The 16,846-nt window shown below is 67.6% G+C and carries 15 protein-coding genes and 1 tRNA gene; 3 read left to right on the forward strand and 13 right to left on the reverse strand.

Annotated elements, in window-relative coordinates:
- Positions 1-101 precede the first annotated feature (101 nt).
- From yedA to BMW54_RS12340, 3 genes are all read right to left on the reverse strand, one after another.
- On the reverse strand, positions 102-1,016 hold the full coding sequence (yedA, locus tag BMW54_RS12330) for a drug/metabolite exporter YedA (protein ID WP_090056361.1): 915 nt from the start codon (positions 1,014-1,016) through the stop codon (positions 102-104).
- Between the two features lie 94 nt (positions 1,017-1,110).
- The gene (locus tag BMW54_RS12335) at positions 1,111-1,992 is read right to left on the reverse strand and encodes a methylated-DNA--[protein]-cysteine S-methyltransferase (RefSeq protein ID WP_254779313.1); all 882 of its coding nucleotides are present in this window, start codon (positions 1,990-1,992) and stop codon (positions 1,111-1,113) included.
- Between the two features lie 68 nt (positions 1,993-2,060).
- Positions 2,061-2,339 (reverse strand): hypothetical protein, encoded by a 279-nt coding sequence (locus BMW54_RS12340; RefSeq protein ID WP_090056367.1) that lies wholly within the window; start codon positions 2,337-2,339, stop codon positions 2,061-2,063.
- A gap of 80 nt (positions 2,340-2,419) precedes the next feature.
- Between BMW54_RS12340 and BMW54_RS12345 the strand changes: the two genes are divergently transcribed.
- Positions 2,420-2,761, forward strand: a complete 342-nt coding sequence (locus tag BMW54_RS12345) for a Rieske (2Fe-2S) protein (RefSeq protein WP_090056370.1) — start codon at positions 2,420-2,422, stop codon at positions 2,759-2,761.
- Between the two features lie 12 nt (positions 2,762-2,773).
- Here the strand turns inward: BMW54_RS12345 and BMW54_RS12350 are convergent, their stop codons facing one another.
- The 4 genes from BMW54_RS12350 to BMW54_RS18545 form a co-directional block, all read right to left on the reverse strand.
- Positions 2,774-4,591, reverse strand: a complete 1,818-nt coding sequence (locus tag BMW54_RS12350; RefSeq protein ID WP_090056373.1) for an SLC13 family permease — start codon at positions 4,589-4,591, stop codon at positions 2,774-2,776.
- A gap of 229 nt (positions 4,592-4,820) precedes the next feature.
- Positions 4,821-6,554, reverse strand: coding sequence for a ubiquinone-dependent pyruvate dehydrogenase (gene poxB / locus BMW54_RS12355; RefSeq protein ID WP_175472849.1), 1,734 nt, complete (start codon positions 6,552-6,554; stop codon positions 4,821-4,823).
- Positions 6,555-6,607: 53 nt separating this feature from the next.
- Positions 6,608-7,333 (reverse strand): tRNA (guanosine(46)-N7)-methyltransferase TrmB, encoded by a 726-nt coding sequence (trmB, locus tag BMW54_RS12360; RefSeq protein ID WP_090056375.1) that lies wholly within the window; start codon positions 7,331-7,333, stop codon positions 6,608-6,610.
- Between the two features lie 219 nt (positions 7,334-7,552).
- Positions 7,553-8,263: a hypothetical protein gene (locus BMW54_RS18545; protein ID WP_139206099.1), complete on the reverse strand. Its 711-nt coding sequence runs from the start codon at positions 8,261-8,263 to the stop codon at positions 7,553-7,555.
- A 135-nt stretch (positions 8,264-8,398) separates the two neighbouring features.
- Here BMW54_RS18545 and BMW54_RS12365 point away from each other — a divergent pair.
- Positions 8,399-8,472: transfer RNA gene (locus BMW54_RS12365), tRNA-Gly, on the forward strand.
- Between the two features lie 53 nt (positions 8,473-8,525).
- On the opposite strand, the gene BMW54_RS12370 is transcribed toward BMW54_RS12365, so the two are convergent.
- The 5 genes from BMW54_RS12370 to BMW54_RS12390 form a co-directional block, all read right to left on the reverse strand.
- Positions 8,526-10,193 (reverse strand): XVIPCD domain-containing protein, encoded by a 1,668-nt coding sequence (locus tag BMW54_RS12370; RefSeq protein WP_139206100.1) that lies wholly within the window; start codon positions 10,191-10,193, stop codon positions 8,526-8,528.
- A 131-nt stretch (positions 10,194-10,324) separates the two neighbouring features.
- Complete coding sequence (locus BMW54_RS12375) at positions 10,325-10,972, reverse strand: hypothetical protein (RefSeq protein WP_139206101.1); 648 nt, start codon at positions 10,970-10,972, stop codon at positions 10,325-10,327.
- Between the two features lie 117 nt (positions 10,973-11,089).
- On the reverse strand, positions 11,090-12,145 hold the full coding sequence (locus BMW54_RS12380) for a hypothetical protein (RefSeq protein WP_090056385.1): 1,056 nt from the start codon (positions 12,143-12,145) through the stop codon (positions 11,090-11,092).
- Between the two features lie 85 nt (positions 12,146-12,230).
- Positions 12,231-14,351: a glycogen debranching protein GlgX gene (gene glgX / locus BMW54_RS12385; protein ID WP_090056388.1), complete on the reverse strand. Its 2,121-nt coding sequence runs from the start codon at positions 14,349-14,351 to the stop codon at positions 12,231-12,233.
- Positions 14,352-14,456: 105 nt separating this feature from the next.
- Positions 14,457-15,050, reverse strand: a complete 594-nt coding sequence (locus BMW54_RS12390) for a TetR/AcrR family transcriptional regulator (RefSeq protein WP_090056391.1) — start codon at positions 15,048-15,050, stop codon at positions 14,457-14,459.
- A gap of 106 nt (positions 15,051-15,156) precedes the next feature.
- On the opposite strand from BMW54_RS12390, the gene BMW54_RS12395 reads away from it, so the two are divergent.
- Positions 15,157-15,711, forward strand: coding sequence for a hypothetical protein (locus tag BMW54_RS12395; protein WP_090056393.1), 555 nt, complete (start codon positions 15,157-15,159; stop codon positions 15,709-15,711).
- Between the two features lie 116 nt (positions 15,712-15,827).
- Here the strand turns inward: BMW54_RS12395 and cydB are convergent, their stop codons facing one another.
- Positions 15,828-16,841: a cytochrome d ubiquinol oxidase subunit II gene (gene cydB / locus BMW54_RS12400; protein WP_090056396.1), complete on the reverse strand. Its 1,014-nt coding sequence runs from the start codon at positions 16,839-16,841 to the stop codon at positions 15,828-15,830.
- Between the last annotated feature and the right edge of the window lie 5 nt (positions 16,842-16,846).

Here is a 16,846-nt window from a genome sequence, read left to right on the forward strand (position 1 = left end):
CTCCGGCGGCTGAGAGAGGCGACGAGGCTAGGGACGCGTACCGGTTGCGGATATGGAAGTTTTCTCAAAAATCGTCGCAGGCCGGAGGCCTGCGACGCAGGTCACACTTTGCGCACCCGCATCATCGTGATGATGCCGACGCCGACCAGGATGATCGCCATGCCGACCAGCTCGAACACGCCCACGTGCTCGCCCGCGAGCAGCACGCCGAACACGACGGCCACGGGCGGATTCACGTAGGCGTAGCTGGTGGCCAGCGCGGGACGGACCGTCTTGAGCACGTACAGGTAGGCGCTGAAGGCGACGATCGAGCCGAACACGATGAGGTAGGCGAGCGCGACGGTCGCGCTGGTCTCCGGATGCGCGGGAATGCGCTCGCCGCGCAGCAGCGCGATGATCGCCAGCGACACGCTCGCGCAGAGCATCTGCGCGGCGGTGTTCATCGGGCCCTTGGGCATGTCCTGGCGTTTCGACCACACGGAGCCGAAGGCCCACGACATGGCGGCGACGATCAGGGCGACGGCGCCCAGCGGTGCGCCCGACAGGCCGGCCCCCAGGTTCAGCACGACGACGCCCGCGAAGCCCAGCAGCAGTCCGGCGGTTTCGCCGCGCGTCGGCCACTCGCGGTAGATGCCCCCGAAGACGGCCGCGAACAGCGGCATGCTCGCCACCGCGACGGCGGCGATGCCGGAGCTGACCGACTGTTCGGCGAAGCAGACCAGGCCGTTGCCGCCGGCGAGCAGCAGCGTGCCGACGATGGCGGCGTTCTTCCACTGCCGCGCCGTCGGCAGCGCGGCGCCGCGCAGGCGCAGCACCGCGAACAGCAGCACGCCCGCGATCGCGAAACGCAGCGCGGCGAGCAGGAACGGCGGATAGCTGACCAGCGCGTAGCGGATGCCGAGGTACGTCGAACCCCAGATCACATAGAGCGCGAACAGGGCGAGCGGCACCATCCAGCGCGGGTCGCGCACGACGGAGGCGGGGGCCTGACTGGGCGTGAGGGCGGCGTCGGACATGCGGTGTTCCAGGGCTGTCACGCGACGCATCGTGCGCCGCGAATCACGCACGATATCGTCCGCGGGCCGCGGACGGTAGCGAAACCTTCGCCGGTCAGCCTTGAGCGGCTTTCATGGCCCGCTCGGTGGCGAGCAGCTGCTGCTTGATCTCGAGTCCCCAGCGCCAGCCGCCGAGGCTGCCGTCCTCGCGGATGATGCGGTGGCAGGGCACCAGCAGGGCGAGGCGGTTGCTGCCGCACGCGCGACCGATCGCCCGCGCGGCGTTGGGCACGCCGAGCGCCGCCGCGAGTTCGCCGTAGCTCAGGGTCTCGCCGCGCGGGATGCGGGTCAGGGCATCCCAGACGCGCCATTGGAACGCGGTCGCCGCGACGTCGAGCGGCGGGAGCGTGGGTGCGTCGGCGTCGCTCCATCCCAGCTCGTGCGCGACGCGCGCGATGACCGCGTCCAGCCACTCCTCGCGCCCCTCGTCGACGCGCTCGCGGGTCGCATAGGGGAATTCGTCGCCCAGGCGCGCCTCGAGTTCCGCGTCGTCGGCCCCGAGCGTCACCGAGCAGATGCCCTTCGCCGTCGTCGCGACGAGCAGGCGCCCCAGCGGCGTGGTCGTGGTGGTGTAGCGGATCGACGCACCCGCGCCGCCGGCGCGATAGCTGGCCGGCGTCATGCCGAGCCGCCGGTCGCTTTCCTCGTAAACGCGGCTGCCCGATCCGAAGCCCGCCTCGTAGACGGCGTCCGTGACCGCGGCGCCATCCCGCAGCGCCTCGCGCAACTGGTCGAAGCGGCGCGCCCGCGCGTATTCCGCCGGACTCAGGCCGTAGCGGCGCCGGAACGCGCGTTGCAGGTGCGTCGGACTGAGACCGGCGACGGCGGCCAGGCTGGCGAGATCGGTCGGCCCGTCCTCGCGATCGAGGGTGGCGCGGACGCGTTCGAGCGCATCGTCGGCGTGGGGACGCATGGCGTGAGCGTGAGCCTGGTGCATGATGGCCTCCTTCATGGGAAGCCAGCGTAGGCGGGGCCGCGCCCCGCGACCATCCGGTTCTTGCGCTGTCAGTGGTGGTGGACGGGCTGGCCCTGGCGGATCACCACGAACTCGCCCTCGAGCACGTCCGGGTCCTTCGGCGCGGACGCCTGGGCGCCCACGGGACGGCCACGGGCGAGCTTCCACTGGCGCACCGCGAAGAACGCGAGGCCGCCGACGAACAGGACGCCGATCACCACCACGCCGAACACGAGCAGCACGCCCACGGCGGCGAGGCCCAGCACCAGCGACAGGGCGCGGACGAGGGGATTACGCGAGCGGCGGATGGGCGGGAAGACGAAGCGCATTGGTTAAAAATCCGTATGGCACAATGACATGCGTGTAAGCCTCTTTACCTTGGGGCATCCGATCCTCATAGACAAGTGCCATGACCCCTATCACCGATGCCGCTCCCCTCTGCCTGCTCACGGACATCCCCGACGGTGGCGCCGTCGAAGTCGAGGCCCTGCTTCGTGGCGAGGCTGAGTCGCTGCTCGTCTACCGTCATGGCGACGACGCGCGGGCGTACCTCAACGTCTGTCCCCATGCGGGCCGCCGGCTGGATTACGCGCCGGGCAAGTTCCTGGTCCGCGGCGGCACCATCATCTGCGCGGCCCACGGCGCGTCCTTCGCGGCCGATTCCGGTGAATGCACGCAGGGCCCGTGCAAGGGCGACAGCCTGCGGCGCATCGACGTCCGCGTCGTCGATGGCGCGGTCCGCCTCGCCTGAGATATTTCTCGATCAGCGATACATCAGGTTGATGGTCACGATGGTGATCACCAGCATCAGGACCGTGAGCGGGACGCCGGCCCGCAGGAAATCCTTCGAGCGATAGCCGCCGGGGCCCGCGACCATCATCAGGGCCGGGTGACCCGACGACAACAGGAACGTGTTCGACGACGATACGGCCACGATCAGCGCATAAGCGGACGGGTTGCCGCCCGTACTCACCGCGACACTGATCGCGATGGGCACCATCATCACCGTGGCGCCCACGTTCGACATCACTTGCGAGAACAGGAGAGTGAGGATCGCGATGGACGCCTGCAGGGTCCACTGCGGGGCGTGGCCGAGGATCGCGAGCACTTCCTGGGCGATCCACGACGCCGTGCCCGTCGAGTCCATCGACCAGCCCAGGGGAATCAGGCACGCGGTGACGAAGATGGTCTTCCAGTTGATGGCCTTGTAGGCCTCGTCCATGTTCAGCACGCCGGTGAGCAGCATGCCCACCGCGCCCGTCATCATCGCGACCGACAGGTCGAGGTGGGTGAAGAGGGCCAGGCACTTCGCCAGCACGAAGAAGCCCACGGCCTGCCAGATCTTGCCGGGGCGCTGTTCTTCCTTCGGAATGTCGGTGACGACGACGATGTCGCGGTCTTCCTCGGCCAGCATCAGGTCGCGCCACTTGCTGTGCAGCACGAGCGTGTCGCCGGCGCGGAGGGTGACGGCGCGGACATCCTCGCGGAACACCTCGTCGCCGCGGTTCACCGCCAGCACCGAAATGCCGAAACGCTTGCGCAGGCGGAGGTCGCCCACCGACTGCTTGATGAAGCGCGAGCTGGGCGGCACCACGGCCTCGGAAATACCGGCGCGGGTGGTGTTGAACTGCTCCCCGAGCTGGCGCATGCGCCACGACACGCGGCAGAGCTGGTTGTTGGCGAACGCGTTGATGGCGTCGCGCGGGGCCAGCACGCCGAGCACGGTACCGACCCAGATCATCTGGTCCGAGGGCGGCGCCACGCGGCTTTCGTTGCCGTTCTTGATCGCCAGGATCAGCGGCGCGCCGTGCAACTGCTCGACCTCGCCGATGCTCATGCCGACCAGCGGGCTCTCGGCGGTGACGGTCAGCTCGGCCGTTTCGCCCGCGATGCCGTAGGTGTCGGCGAAGTAGCTCTCGGTTCTGCCCGGCGTGACCTTGAGGCGCTCGTCCTCGCGCTCGGGCAGCAGCCGGCGGCCGAAGAAATAGAAGAACAGGATGCCCACCACCGCGAGCACGAGGCCGACGGGCGTCACGCTGAACAGGCCGAACTTGGGAATCGTGTGCGCGCCGGGGGGCAGGTTGCTGTTCGCGCTGGCGACGAGGTCGTTGAGGACGATCAGCGGGGAGTTCGCGATCAGCGTGGTGTTCGTGGCCGTCAGGATGCAGAAGGCCATCGGCAGCAGCAGGCGCGACAGCGGCACGCCGGTGCGGGCCGAAAGGCGGCTGGTCACCGGGATCATCAGCGCGGCCAGCGCCTGGCTGGGGATTACGGCGCTGAACAGGCTGGTGACGCTGTTGACGACGACGCCCAGCCGGGACTCCACGCCGCGCGCCATGCGCATCACGAAGGCCGCGGTGAGGTTGAGAACGCCGGCGCGATCGAGACCCGCGCCCATGATCATGATGGCGATGATCGCGATGACGGCGTTACCGGCGAAGCCGTTGAACACCTGGTCGCCGGGAATGAGTCCCGTGAGGCCGATGGTGACCACGACCAGCAGGGCGACCATGTCGGCCCGGATCCACTCCAGAACGAGCATGAGCATGGTGAAGCCCACCAGGCCCAGCACGAGGATCATTTCGGGAGTGAGGGTCAGAGCCACTAGCCGGCTGTCCGGATCCGGTCGATGGAGGCGTGCGGTGGCATCTACGGCGCCAGCTGCGGTGATTGCCGCAGGAGTATACGCGCTGGGGGTGGCTCGCGGCTGAAGCTGATCCCCGTAGGAGCGCACCTGGGCGCGATAGCTGCTCGCGGCAAGCCCCAATCGCGCCCAGGTGCGCTCCTACCGCGAATCGCGGCGGGCGCGGTCAGCGGCTGAGGTTGCTCACCGCCAAGTCCAGAATCGAATCGCCGCGGCCGCTCATCACGGCCTTCAGCGCGTACAGGCTGAAGCCCTTCGCCTGCTCGGCGGTGATCTTCGGCGGCATGGACAGCTCCTGCCGGTTGCTGACGACGTCGAGCACGGCGGGGCCCTCGTGCGAGAGGACCTCGGCGATGGCCGACTGCAGATCGCTGGCGCGCGTGACCCGGCGGCCGTGGATGCCCATCGCGTTGGCCATCGCGGCGAAGTCCGGGTTGTCGAGCTGCACGCCGGTCTCGATGTAGCCGGAAGCCTTCATCTCCAGCTCCACGAAGCCCAGCGTGCCGTTGTTGAGGACGATCACCTTCACCGGCAGCTTCTGCTGCGCCAGCGTGATGAAGTCGCCCATCAGCATGGTGAAGCCGCCGTCGCCCGAGAGCGAGATCACCTGCCGCCCCGGATAGGCGGCCTGCGCACCGATGGCCTGCGGCATCGCGTTGGCCATCGAGCCATGCACCAGCGAGCCCAGAAGGCGGCGCTTGCCGTTCATGCGCAGGTAGCGCGCGGCCCAGATCGTCGGCGTGCCGACGTCGAAGGTGAACACCGCATCCTCTTCCGCCAGGTCGCTGACCAGGCGCGTCACCTGCTGCGGATGGATGAGGTCGTGACGACCGTCGATGCGCGCCAGTTCGTCGAGGCCTTCGCGCGCCCGCGCGTAGTGCGCCAGGCAACGGTCGAGATGGCCGCGCAGACGCTTCGGTTCGATGCGGGGAAGCAGCGCGCGCAGCGTCTCGCCCACGTCGCCGACGACGCCTAGATCGACACGGCAGCGCCGCCCGATGTTGCCCGGGCGGATGTCAACCTGCGCGATCGTCGCGTCCTCCGGATAGAACTGGCGATACGGGAAATCCGTGCCGAGCATCAGCAGCGTGTCGCAATCCTCCATCGCGTGGTAGCCGGAACTGAAGCCGATGAGGCCCGTCATGCCCACGTCGAACGGATTGTCGTACTCCACGAATTCCTTGCCGCCCAGCGCGTGCACGATCGGCGACTTCAGCGCCTCCGCGAGCGCGATCAGCTCGTCGTGCGCGCCCGCGGTGCCGCGACCGCAGAGCAGCGTCACGCGCTTGCCGGCATTGAGCAGGTCGGCCAGCGCGTCGAGTTCCCGCTCGCCCGGGACCACCTTCGGCGCCGGGGGCAGCAGGCCCGCGGCCGGCGTCACCTTCTTCACGGGCGACTTGCGCATCGCGACGTCGCCGGGAATGACCACGACGGCGACACCGCGTTGCCCCACCGCCGCGCGGATGGCCGACTCCAGCACGTGCGGCATCTGCGACGCGTCCGAGACCATCTCGCAGTACACGCTGCACTCGCGGAACAGCTCGGTCGGATGCGTCTCCTGGAAATAGCCGCTGCCGATCTCGCCGCTGGGGATGTGCGCCGCGATGGCGAGCACCGGCGTGCGCGAACGATGGCAGTCGAACAGGCCGTTGATCAGGTGCAGGTTGCCCGGGCCGCAGCTACCGGCGCATACCGCGAGCTCACCGGTCAGCTGCGCTTCGCCGCCGGCGGCGAACGCGGCCGATTCTTCGTGACGCACGTGGACCCAGTCGATGGCCCCCCGCTCGCGCAGCGAGTCGGTGATGGCGTTGAGGCTGTCGCCCACCAGGCCATAGATGCGGCGGACGCCGGCTTCTTCGAGCGTCGCCGCGATGAGGTCGGCGAGATTGGAGATCGACATGGACAGGGGCTCCGGTCGGTGACGTGAAGCCCCATGTTATGCGCCTCGATCAGTCAACGACCTGTCGTCGGACCCGACCACTCGTACAGGTAATCCCACACACCGTGGCCGAGCCGCGTGCCACGACGCTCGAAATGGGTCTCGATGCGCCATGCCGGACGCTCGGCGACCGCGCCCGGCCCGATGCGGTTGCGCCAGCCCTCGGCGGCTTCCATCGTCTCGCGCATGTGCTCGGCGTACGCCTCCCAGTCCGTCGCCAGATGCAGCAGACCGCCCGGGGCCATGCGCGAGGCGAGCAGCTCCACGAAGGCCGGCTGCACGAGGCGACGCTTGTTGTGGCGCTTCTTGTGCCACGGATCGGGGAACCAGATGCGCACCTCGGACAGGGTGCCCGGCGGGATCTCGTTCTCCAGCACCTCGACGGCGTCGTGCTTGTACAGGCGCACGTTCGACGCGTCGCGTGCCGCGAGCGCGTTCATCAGGCGGCCAACGCCAGGACCGTGCACTTCCACGCCGATGTAATCGCGGGCGAGATCGTGCTCGCTCGCCCAGGCCAGCGCTTCGCCGTTGCCGAAACCGATTTCCAGCACGCGTGGCGCGCCACGGCCGAACGTCGCGTCGAGATCGCGCGCGTCGCCCGTGTAGTCGAGCCCGAAGCGTGCCCAGTGGTCGTCGAACGCGCGCTGCTGCGCGGGCGTCATGCGTCCCTCGCGCAGCACGAAGCTACGGATGCGGCGATGGAACGGGCCGTCGCCCGGGGTGCCTTCGTCGTGCGTCATCGTCAACGCTCCGACGAAGTGAAGAGGCGACCGACGAGCGAGCCGTCCGCGGCGGGGGAAGAAAGGGTCATGGATGGTTCCGGTCGAAAAGGCGCGGCTCGACGGTCGGCAGGGGGAGCAAGGCGCGTACTCGCGCGCTCCACGCCTCCGGCGTCATCGGCATCCGCGAATTGTACGACCCATGCCCGCTCCGGGCGACATCGCGATCGCAAGGGCAGCCTAGCGGCCGTTCCCACGCCACCCGCCGGGCCCGCCCCGCATCGGAATTCCCGTACCGGGCTGATTCCCGCCCGACATGCCGGTTCCCGGTTGAGGCGCGCGGCTGTTCGTCATGCCGGTGCCCGGCTGCGCCGGCCGCGGGTACCCGTAGACACCCTGATTCCAGCCGCGATCCCCGTGCCCGGGCCGATCGTTCGACCGATCCGGCGACAACCGGACACCGCCTCCCGTGGCCATGCCGTGGCCGCCACCGCCCGGCGGTGCGGCCAGCGTCAGCGACCCGTTGTTACGTCCCGGTCCGTGGTCGTGATCATGGTCACCGCCATGACCGCCACCCGGCCCGTCGTGATCGTGCCCGTGCCCCGGACGGCCCCGGCCATCGCCATGGCCGCCCCGGTCATACCCGTATCCCGGCGGATAGCCATCGCCGTAGTAGAAGCCGCTGTCGACGACGGAGCCGTTCTCGTAGCTGGTCCGCTCCTGATAACCACCGCCTCCGGTCGACACCTGGCCACCCACGTAAAGGCGCGCCGGTTGGGGCAGGGTGCCGGTGCTCACCGTCTCCTTGCGAACCGGCGCCGAGGGGCCGGAGATGTAACTCACGCCCGGCCTGGGCATGTCGGCGGTCGACACGCTGCGCGACTGCGCGGTTGCTCCCCCGGCGACGAGCACCAGGGAGACGGCGATGGACAACGAAGACGAACGACGCATGATCCGGCCCTCGTGAGGATTCCCCGCCCCGATTATGCGCCCGGCCCTCGCGCAACGCTCAGGCCCCGGCGGACAGGTTCAGCCAGCCGCCACCTTTCCCCCGGCACGCCCGGCGTATTACCATCCGAGCCCGACGCGGGTGTAGCTCAATGGTAGAGCTGTAGCTTCCCAAGCTACTGACGAGGGTTCGATTCCCTTCACCCGCTCCAGCTCTTGTCCCCGGAGCTAGACGCTTCCTCGGCAAAGTGTCTCTGGTCGGCACTCAAAGAGCGCCATGGGTCATCACAGGCCCTTGCGACGGCGCCTGCTGCTGCGCCACCTGCTGGCTTTGTTCCTGCTGTCGAGCCTGCGCCTGTTCGAACTGCTGCATGGCCAGCGGCCACTTGGCTCCGCTCTGTTCCATCGGCGTCATCGCTTCCGCCGTGGGGACACTCGTGCGCAGGTCGAACAAATGGTCCGTTCGCCCAGGCGGGGTCTGCACGCCCCATAGCCGCTGGCCGTCGGTCGACAGGGCCACCATGTCGATGCGCTGTAAGCCATCCGCCCGAGCTTGCACGGCGGCTGCGGACGCCAACTGGTCGCTGTGAACATCCGGGGTTCGGCCCAGGCTTTGGTCCAGCGAGACCACGTGCCCACGCGCTTGCTGGTAAAGCGCATGGTCCGGGTGCGACGGGTCATCCAGCCGCTGTGGCGCCACGGGCACGTGCTGGTACTGGTGCGGACCGTCCGCGGTGTGGTCGAAGGTATGCGGCACGGCCGGCTGCGAGCTGCTGTCGAGATACGGGATGGATTGCTGCGACGGCGCCAGGTTGAGACCTGCCTGTTCCATCATGTCCTCGTGCAACCCGACGTGCTTCATGTTGATCTGGATTTGCGGGGCAGGGCCTCGGCCGTGTGTGGCGGCACGTTCTTCCGAGCCAATGACGGCGATTGCCCATCCCGCGTAGTAATTCGGATAGTCCTCGATACCACCGTGGGCCAAACGCATGGCCTGACGGTTGTCTTCTGGCGCTGGATTCACTGGGCGGTCGAAGTAGTTGTAGCCCATGGCAGCTATGTTGGACGGCGTGTGCGCCATCGAGAGGTCGGCGTCGAGCTGCACATTGGCCCGCGGTACGAGTGCCCCGTTCCTGACCTCGAGGAAATCGGCGGCACGCGAGTGGTTCGCGCGGTCAATGGCCGCCAGACTCACGCTTCCGCGTTCATGCTCGACTCGACTGCGCAGCGCATTCCATCCGGAGATGTGGGCGCTCGCTTCATCTTCACGAGCAGCCTGAATGCGGCGCTCCACCAGTGCGGTGTAGTCATGTACGGGACCGGGTGTCGCAGCGAGCGCCCGCACGTCGGCGACGAAGCTCGCACGAGCTTGCGCCGCGGCTTGCGCATTGAACCCGTGCTGGACTTCGTGTCCGATAACGAACGTCAAATCGTAGGGGTCATAATGCCCCGTCCCGCCTGGAGGTGTGGCGCTCATCAACCGCTCGCTGACAAGATTCATCGAATGCGTCGGCGCGCTGAAACTGCCGCCCACCCCCGCACCGGGGGCGGCGAATGTGAACGACTCGAGGATGCGGTGCTGCGGTTGCATCGGGTCGACCGTGGTGGCCGCGCGCTTGATGTCGGCGGCCAGGGCTGGTGAACCGTTGAGCGTGTCTTGCAAGTTCTTCAACATGTCCGCCGTGACCGGATGCGCGGCACCCGAAGCATCGGGATAGGTCTTGCCGGCGAAGTCCACCACCATCGCTTGCACCCTCAACACCGATCGCAGGTCCGTGCTCTGTCCCGAGATCGGGAACGCGGACGCGGGCAGGGTCATCGTCCGGGTCGTGGAATCGTATTCACCCACGGGGCGGTCGGGCGAGCTGGGACCGGCAACGGCAAAACCGTGCAGCGCGCCGCGAGTCACCTCCGCGTCGAGACGTTGGTTCAAGCCCGGGTCCGACGACAGCGCTGCTCGGAGGGATGCCACGTGGGCCGGGGTAACGCCCGGCTGCTGCGCGAACTGGTCAACCGCGGCGTCAAGTGCAGGGTGAGGCGTAGCCATAGACAAGTCCTTTCTGATCAGCGCGCGTCTGCCGTTTGCAGCGACAGCACACACGCGGCGCCATGCACCTCCGCGCCATCGCGCGCGCTCAATGTCAGCACCATGTCGGCCTTCGCGAACTCGATGGCCTGGACACCGCCGATTTCCGAAGGAACGGACCGTTCAGCCCAACCATGCGCCGTCAAGGTGCTGCGTAGCTGCTCAAGAGGCAGTGCACACACCGGCGCGGCATCGGCAGAACGGTCGGGGTGGTCGAACCAGAAGCGGAACCCGGGTTTCAGGGTGGCCTCGCCTGCCGCGAACTGGACCCAATAGCTCCAGCCCTGACCCAGGTCGGGGCTGTGGTAAATCGCCCAGCCCGGGTCGTTGTTCGGGTCCGGCCCCAAGCTGACCCTCATAGCGTTCCCGATGCTCGCTGGCGTGAACGAGGCCGTCGACGAGACAGTCGACAGGAAGGCCAGTACGCGAGCCGCGGCGTCGCGCGCCCCAGGTAGCGCGTGGGCATCATCGGAAGGCGGCATGACGTGATCCTGGCTGGAAGAGTGAGCAGGGGTAACGGTGTTGCGCGGCGCGACTTGATGAGCCGGTGTGGCGCAAGCGACCAGGGTCGTGGCCAGAAGGCTAGCCATCAGGGTGGCAGGGTGCGTCATCGAAGCATCGTCCATGGCTCCTGTGGGGTGGGCCGCCTTGCGAGCGGCCGCTCCATCTTAGCGAACTGTCCGCACGCATTTGTATGGCATGGCGCACGGAAGCACCGCACGCTGATCACCGGACGCGACGCCTTATTCCAGCCGCACCGGCAACGACGCCTTGCCCGCCTGCGTCCACGTGCCGGTGAATCCGCCTTCCGCCGCCGCGGTCAGATCGAACGTCTCGAGCACGTCCTTCTTATCGTCCTTGCGCTCCAGCACCCAATGTCCCGGTGTCGTCGTTCGTGCGGTGAGTGCGATGGACTCGCCGTAACGGTCGTAGAGGTAGATGAGTGAGTCGTCTTGCGTGAGCAGCGAAATGGCTGTCTTGCCGATCGTGCCGCGCCAGACGCCGGCCGTCGGGCGCACGTCGTCCCGCTTGCAGTTCGCCTTACGATCGACGAGCAGGCAGCGCCCGAACGGGGTCATGCGATCCGCGAGCGATGCGTAGGACGCCGTCCACGTCTTTTCGCCGGCATCGTCGAGTGCCTGGATGACGTGGGGAAACATGCAGCCGCGCGAGACAGTGAGCTGGGCGCCCCACTGGAACGTGGTGTTCCAGTCGTGCCGCGCCATGTCGCCGATGCACTCGTCGTACTGCTCGCGCTGAGCGCGCATGTCGTCCTGCGCTTCGGTCGCGTTGTCACCGAAGCGTGCCGGATCCTGGTGATCGAGGACGTCGCGGATCCCCGCGCGCAAGGCCTTGTCCACGGCCTTCTGGCTTGATGCGATGCCGGTTGGCGTGAGCATGTCGGATGTCGCGATCGGTTGGCCGGTCCGTGTTTCGAACGTCATCCACGTGTGGCCCGACGACGGGTGCGCGCCCATGTACTCGCCCTGGATGTCGAGCGTCACGATCTGTTCGTCCGCGCGGACCACGGTGAACGAGAGGCTCGTGGTGCGGGCGGTCATCGAGTCATCCGGAAACATCGGCTGGCGATAACGACCGGGCACGATGCCGAGCAGCGGATACTGGATCGCGAGATTGATCCTGGCGGCCGCTCGTGGATCGACGCCGGAGATGACCGGCACCTCGAAGTCCTCGGCATGTTTCGTGCCGGACGGAAACGTGAGCTTGTCCACGCGGACCTGGGCGACTCCCGCCAGCGGCACGAGCATGGCGGCGGCAAAGACGAACGATCGCAACATCCCTGGTGATCCCCTGTCGAGTCGCGGCATCGTAGCAGGCTCTCGCGGCCCGGGCCCTCCCTGGCCCGGCCGATGCGCCCGGGTATCAGGCGACGTCGCAGGCGAGGACGACCATCGCGCGTGGAGGGCAGACGAAGGACGTGCCACTGCTGGCGGCGACGCCCGGTGCGAGTTCGGGCGCGGTCGAAAGAACGACTTTCCAAGCGTCGCAGCTCACGTCCCCGGGCAGCTGGAACGCCACGCCTTCCGTCCATGCGTTCAGCAGCACGAGAAGGCTGGTATCCGTTCCGGGGCGTTTCACGCCCGATTGCTGCGCGCGGCCATCGATGAGCGCGGCGATCGAGCGGGCGCTGGGATCGGTCCACTGCGCTTCGCCGGCCTCCGAGCCGTCGGGCGCGAGCCATACGATGTCCCTCGTGCCGCTCGCGTCGTCGTATCGGCCGTCGAGGAACCTGCCGCGACGGAGCAGGGGGTAGCGCTGGCGCAAGTCCGTGAGCTCGCGCACGAAGTCCGTCAGGCGGCCTTCGGTCGGGTCGCGCTCCCAATCGATCCACGCGATCTCGCTGTCCTGTCCGTACGTGTTGTTGTTGCCGCCCTGTGTCTGCGCTCGCTCGTCGCCCGCCAGGAGCATGGGCGTGCCCTTCGACAGGAAGAGGGTCGCCAGGAGATTGCGCATCTGCCGTTCGCGCAAGGCCCGGATGCCGGCGTCTTCCGTTTCACCTTCCGCTCCGCCGTTCCACGAGTGATTGTTGTCGGACCCGTCCTTGTTGTCCTCGCCATTCGCTTCGTTGTGCTTCTGGTTGTAGCTCACGAGGTCGTACAGCGTGAAGCCGTCGTGCGCCGTGATGAAGTTGACGCTTGCCCAGGGACGTCGGCCGCGCTTGTCGAAGAAGTCGGCCGAGCCGGTGAGCCGCTTGCCGACGTCGGCGAGCTTGCCCTCGTCTCCCTTCCAGAACGCACGCACGTCGTCGCGGAACCGGTCGTTCCACTCGGCCCAGCCCGGAGGAAAATGGCCAACCTGATAGCCGCCGGGTCCGCAATCCCATGGCTCCGCGATCATCTTGACCGCCGCGAGCACGGGGTCCTGGGCGACCGCGTCGAGGATGCCGCCACGCTGATCGAAGCCCGTCGGTTCACGACCGAGGATCGTCGCGAGGTCGAACCGGAACCCGTCGACGTGCATCTCGGTGACCCAGTAGCGCAGCGAATCCATCACCATCTGGATGACGCGGGGGTGACTGACATTGAGCGTGTTACCCGTGCCCGTGTCGTTGATGTAGAAACGCGGATCCTCCGCAAGGCGGTAATACGAGAGATTGTCGATGCCGCGCAGCGAAAGTGTCGGACCGAGCTCGCTGCCTTCCGCGGTGTGGTTGTAGACCACGTCCAGGATCAATTCGAGGCCCCGCTGGTGCGCGGCCTTGACCAGGTCGCGGAACTCGTCGCGATGTCCGGTCGAGAGGTAACGTCGCTTGATCGCGAAGAACGCGATCGTGTTGTAGCCCCAGTAGTTCCTGCGACCGGCTTCGAGAAGATGCCTGTCGTCGAGGTAGGCATGCATCGGCAGCAGCTCGATGGCCGTGACTCCCAGCGAGCGGATGCCATCCAGCACGGCCGGGGTCGCCAGGCTGGCGCAGGTGCCGCGCACTGCCGCGTCGACGGCCGGGTGGCGCATCGTGTAGCCGCGGACATGCGTTTCCATGATGACCGTCTCGTCCCACGGAACCATGGGCGGTCGGTCGTCGCCCCAGTCGTAATCGTCGCCGACGACCACCGCCTTGGGGACGAATGGCGCGCTGTCGCGCTCGTCGAAGCTCAAGTCCTTGTCGGGATGCCCGACGGTGTAGCCATAAAGCTCGTCGCACCACACCAGGTCGCCTGCGAGCTCACGGGCGTAGGGATCGATGAGGAGCTTGTTGGCGTTGAACCGATGGCCCTGCGTCGGCTCATACGGACCGTGGACACGGTAGCCGTAAAGCTGTCCGGCTTTCACGTCCGGAAGATAGCCATGCCACACCTCGTCGGTGTATTCCGGCAGATCGATGCGCGTCTCGTTGCCCTCGTCGTCGAACAGGCATAGTTCGACCCGGGTGGCGTGCGCCGAGAAGATCGCGAAGTTGGTGCCGCTACCGTCGAAGGAGGCACCGCGCGGAAATGGCCGGCCCTCCGTGATGCGGATGGCCGGGTCGGTGGGGGTCTGCGTCATGAGCGTGGCGCCGGAGAAAGGTGGCCAAGCATTCAGAGGCCGGGGTGGACGCGGCGTTGACGGCAGGCGATGCGGACGTGCAGCCCCCCGTGGCGTGTCGGGCGATCAGTGCCGGACCTTGGCGCTCGCATCCACCGTGAGCAGCCGTTGCAGCCCGCCCTGCACGATCTCCGGGAACTTCTTCGGGTCGTCGTACGCGCGGGCGGTGAGCATCGCGCCGTAGACGATCGACATGAACGCTTCGGCTTCCGCGCTCGCCGGGCCCATGAGGCGGAAAACGCCCATCTGCGCGCCGGTGGTGAGGATCGTCTCGAGCCAGCGCGACAGATCGCGGAAATGCGCGCGCACCGATTCGGCGAGGCTCTGCGGCAGCGACGGCAGTTCGGCCGCGAGCATGCCGGCGACGCAGAAGGGCGCCGTGGCGTCCGCGATGCACTTCTCCCAATAGCCGGTGTAGAACCGCAGGCGCTCGACGGGATCGAAGGGCGCGTTCGCGATCAGCTGCGTCTGCGCGAGGATGCCCGTCCGCGATTCCTCGACGACGGCCTGCGCGAGGTCCGCCTTGGTCGGGAAGTGGTGGTGGATGCTGGCCTTGCGCACCTTCACTTCCTCGGCGACGTCGGCATAGCTGAAGCCGTTGTAGCCGCGGGTCTGGATCAGGTAGCGAGCCGAATCGATCAGTTTCTGTTGGGTGCTCATGCAATCAGCCTACCATTAGGTAGGTAGCTGAACAATAACGACCAGATCCCTTGACGCGCCTATCTACCTACTAGTAGGCTGGTAGCACTTATCGAGGATCCAGCCCATGAATTCCCTCCGTCAGTTCTACTATATGCGCGCCGTCGTCGCTTTCGCCTGGGTGGCGCTCGTGGTGCTGGTGTCCAACCTCGGCGCGCCTTCGGTGGTCGGTTACGCCCTTCTGCTCCTGTACCCGGCTTGGGACGCGCTCGCCAATCTGATCGACGCCGGCCGCAACGGCGGTCTGTCGAAGAACCCGGGCCAGCGCCTGAACTTGGTCGTCAGCCTCGTGACGGTCGTGGCGCTCGCCATCGCGCTGGCGAGCAAGGGCAATGCCGGTGGCCTGCTCGTGTTCGGCGTGTGGGCGCTGCTTTCGGGTGCGCTGCAGCTGTTCGTCGGCATCCAGCGCCGGAAGCTGGGCGGCCAGGTCTTCATGATGATCAGCGGTGGCCAGTCGGTGCTCGCCGGCGTCTTCATGGCGATGCAGGCATTCGGCGACGCGCCGACGATCGACAAGCTCGCGCCGTATGCCGCGTTCGGTGGTTTCTACTTCCTGCTCGCGGCGCTGCGCCTTACCTTCCGTCGCGAGCCGGCGCTGAAGGCCGGTCGTCTCGCCCGCTAAAGGTGCGCGGACGCGCTATCGCGGGACCAGCAGCTTCAGCAGGCCCGCGACCAGCGTGACCGCGGCGACGCCCCCGAGGTACAGCGCGACGAACCACATCGCCCGCCGCGCGCGCATCAGTGGTAGCCCTCGTCGCCCTGGCGCACCTTGCCGCGGAACACCCAGTACGCCATCGAGTTGTAGGTCAGGATGATCGGGATGATGATCACCGCGCCCACCAGCGTGAACAGCTGGCTGCTGCGCGGCGACGACGCCTCCCAGATGTCGACCGACGGCGGGATGATGTGCGGGAAGATGCTGATGATGAAGCCGGTGTAGCCGAGGAACAGGATCGCCAGCGTCAGCAGGAACGGCGTGTGATCGCGCGCCTGGTCGCGGCGCAGGCTGAGGAAGATGCCGACGAGCGCGGCGACCACCAGCACGGGCACCGGCAGGAAGAAGAGCAGGTTGGGCAGCGAGAACCAGCGCTGCGCGATCGCCGGCTCGCCGAGCGTCGTCCACAGGCTGACGACGCCGATGGTGAGCCCCAGCAGCACGGCCAGCGGCCACATCAGCAGGCGCACGCGGCGATGCAGGTCACCCTCCGTCTTGATCAGCAGCCAGCCGCAGCCGAGCGCCGCATAGGTGACGAGCAGGCCGAGGCCGCAGAACAGATTGAACGGCGTGAACCAGTCGAAGGCGCCGCCGGCGTATTCGCCGTTGGTGACCGGAATGCCCTGGAGCAGCGTGCCGAGGATCACACCCTGCGCGAACGTCGCCACGGCCGAGCCACCCATGAACGCGAGGTCCCAGAGGTGCTGGGTGCGTCGCGCCTTCGCGCGGATCTCGAACGCCACGCCGCGGAAGATCAGGCCGCACAGCATCGCGATGATCGGCAGGTACGCGGCGGGCAGCAGCACCGAATACGCCACCGGGAACGCCGCGTAGAGCGACGCGCCGCCCAGCACCATCCATGTCTCGTTGCCGTCCCACACGGGGGCGACGGTGTTGAGCATCACCTCGCGGTCGCCGGGTTCGTTGAGCATGGGGAAGACCAGCCCGATGCCGAGGTCGAAGCCGTCGAGCGCGACGTAGAGGAACACCACGAAGCCGATGAGTGCCGCCCAGATGACCGGAAGATCGATGACCATGGCCG

It is taken from the genome of Luteibacter sp. 329MFSha, assembly GCF_900111665.1.
GTDB lineage: Bacteria > Pseudomonadota > Gammaproteobacteria > Xanthomonadales > Rhodanobacteraceae > Luteibacter.

What these genes read in the sequence shown, in the direction of transcription:
- BMW54_RS18545 (WP_139206099.1), bottom strand. Translation starts at nt 8,263, where the DNA reads ATGCGTCGTTCGTCTTCGTTGTCCATCGCCGTCTCCCTGGTGCTCGTC.
- BMW54_RS12375 (WP_139206101.1), bottom strand. Translation starts at nt 10,972, where the DNA reads ATGGACGATGCTTCGATGACGCACCCTGCCACCCTGATGGCTAGCCTT.
- BMW54_RS12350 (WP_090056373.1), bottom strand. Translation starts at nt 4,591, where the DNA reads ATGATCCTCGTGCTGGGCCTGGTGGGCTTCACCATGCTCATGCTCGTT.
- trmB (WP_090056375.1), bottom strand. Translation starts at nt 7,333, where the DNA reads ATGACGCACGACGAAGGCACCCCGGGCGACGGCCCGTTCCATCGCCGC.
- BMW54_RS12395 (WP_090056393.1), top strand. Translation starts at nt 15,157, where the DNA reads ATGAATTCCCTCCGTCAGTTCTACTATATGCGCGCCGTCGTCGCTTTC.
- cydB (WP_090056396.1), bottom strand. Translation starts at nt 16,841, where the DNA reads ATGGTCATCGATCTTCCGGTCATCTGGGCGGCACTCATCGGCTTCGTG.
- yedA (WP_090056361.1), bottom strand. Translation starts at nt 1,016, where the DNA reads ATGTCCGACGCCGCCCTCACGCCCAGTCAGGCCCCCGCCTCCGTCGTG.
- poxB (WP_175472849.1), bottom strand. Translation starts at nt 6,554, where the DNA reads ATGTCGATCTCCAATCTCGCCGACCTCATCGCGGCGACGCTCGAAGAA.
- BMW54_RS12390 (WP_090056391.1), bottom strand. Translation starts at nt 15,050, where the DNA reads ATGAGCACCCAACAGAAACTGATCGATTCGGCTCGCTACCTGATCCAG.
- BMW54_RS12345 (WP_090056370.1), top strand. Translation starts at nt 2,420, where the DNA reads ATGACCCCTATCACCGATGCCGCTCCCCTCTGCCTGCTCACGGACATC.
- BMW54_RS12380 (WP_090056385.1), bottom strand. Translation starts at nt 12,145, where the DNA reads ATGTTGCGATCGTTCGTCTTTGCCGCCGCCATGCTCGTGCCGCTGGCG.
- glgX (WP_090056388.1), bottom strand. Translation starts at nt 14,351, where the DNA reads ATGACGCAGACCCCCACCGACCCGGCCATCCGCATCACGGAGGGCCGG.
- BMW54_RS12340 (WP_090056367.1), bottom strand. Translation starts at nt 2,339, where the DNA reads ATGCGCTTCGTCTTCCCGCCCATCCGCCGCTCGCGTAATCCCCTCGTC.
- BMW54_RS12335 (WP_254779313.1), bottom strand. Translation starts at nt 1,992, where the DNA reads ATGCACCAGGCTCACGCTCACGCCATGCGTCCCCACGCCGACGATGCG.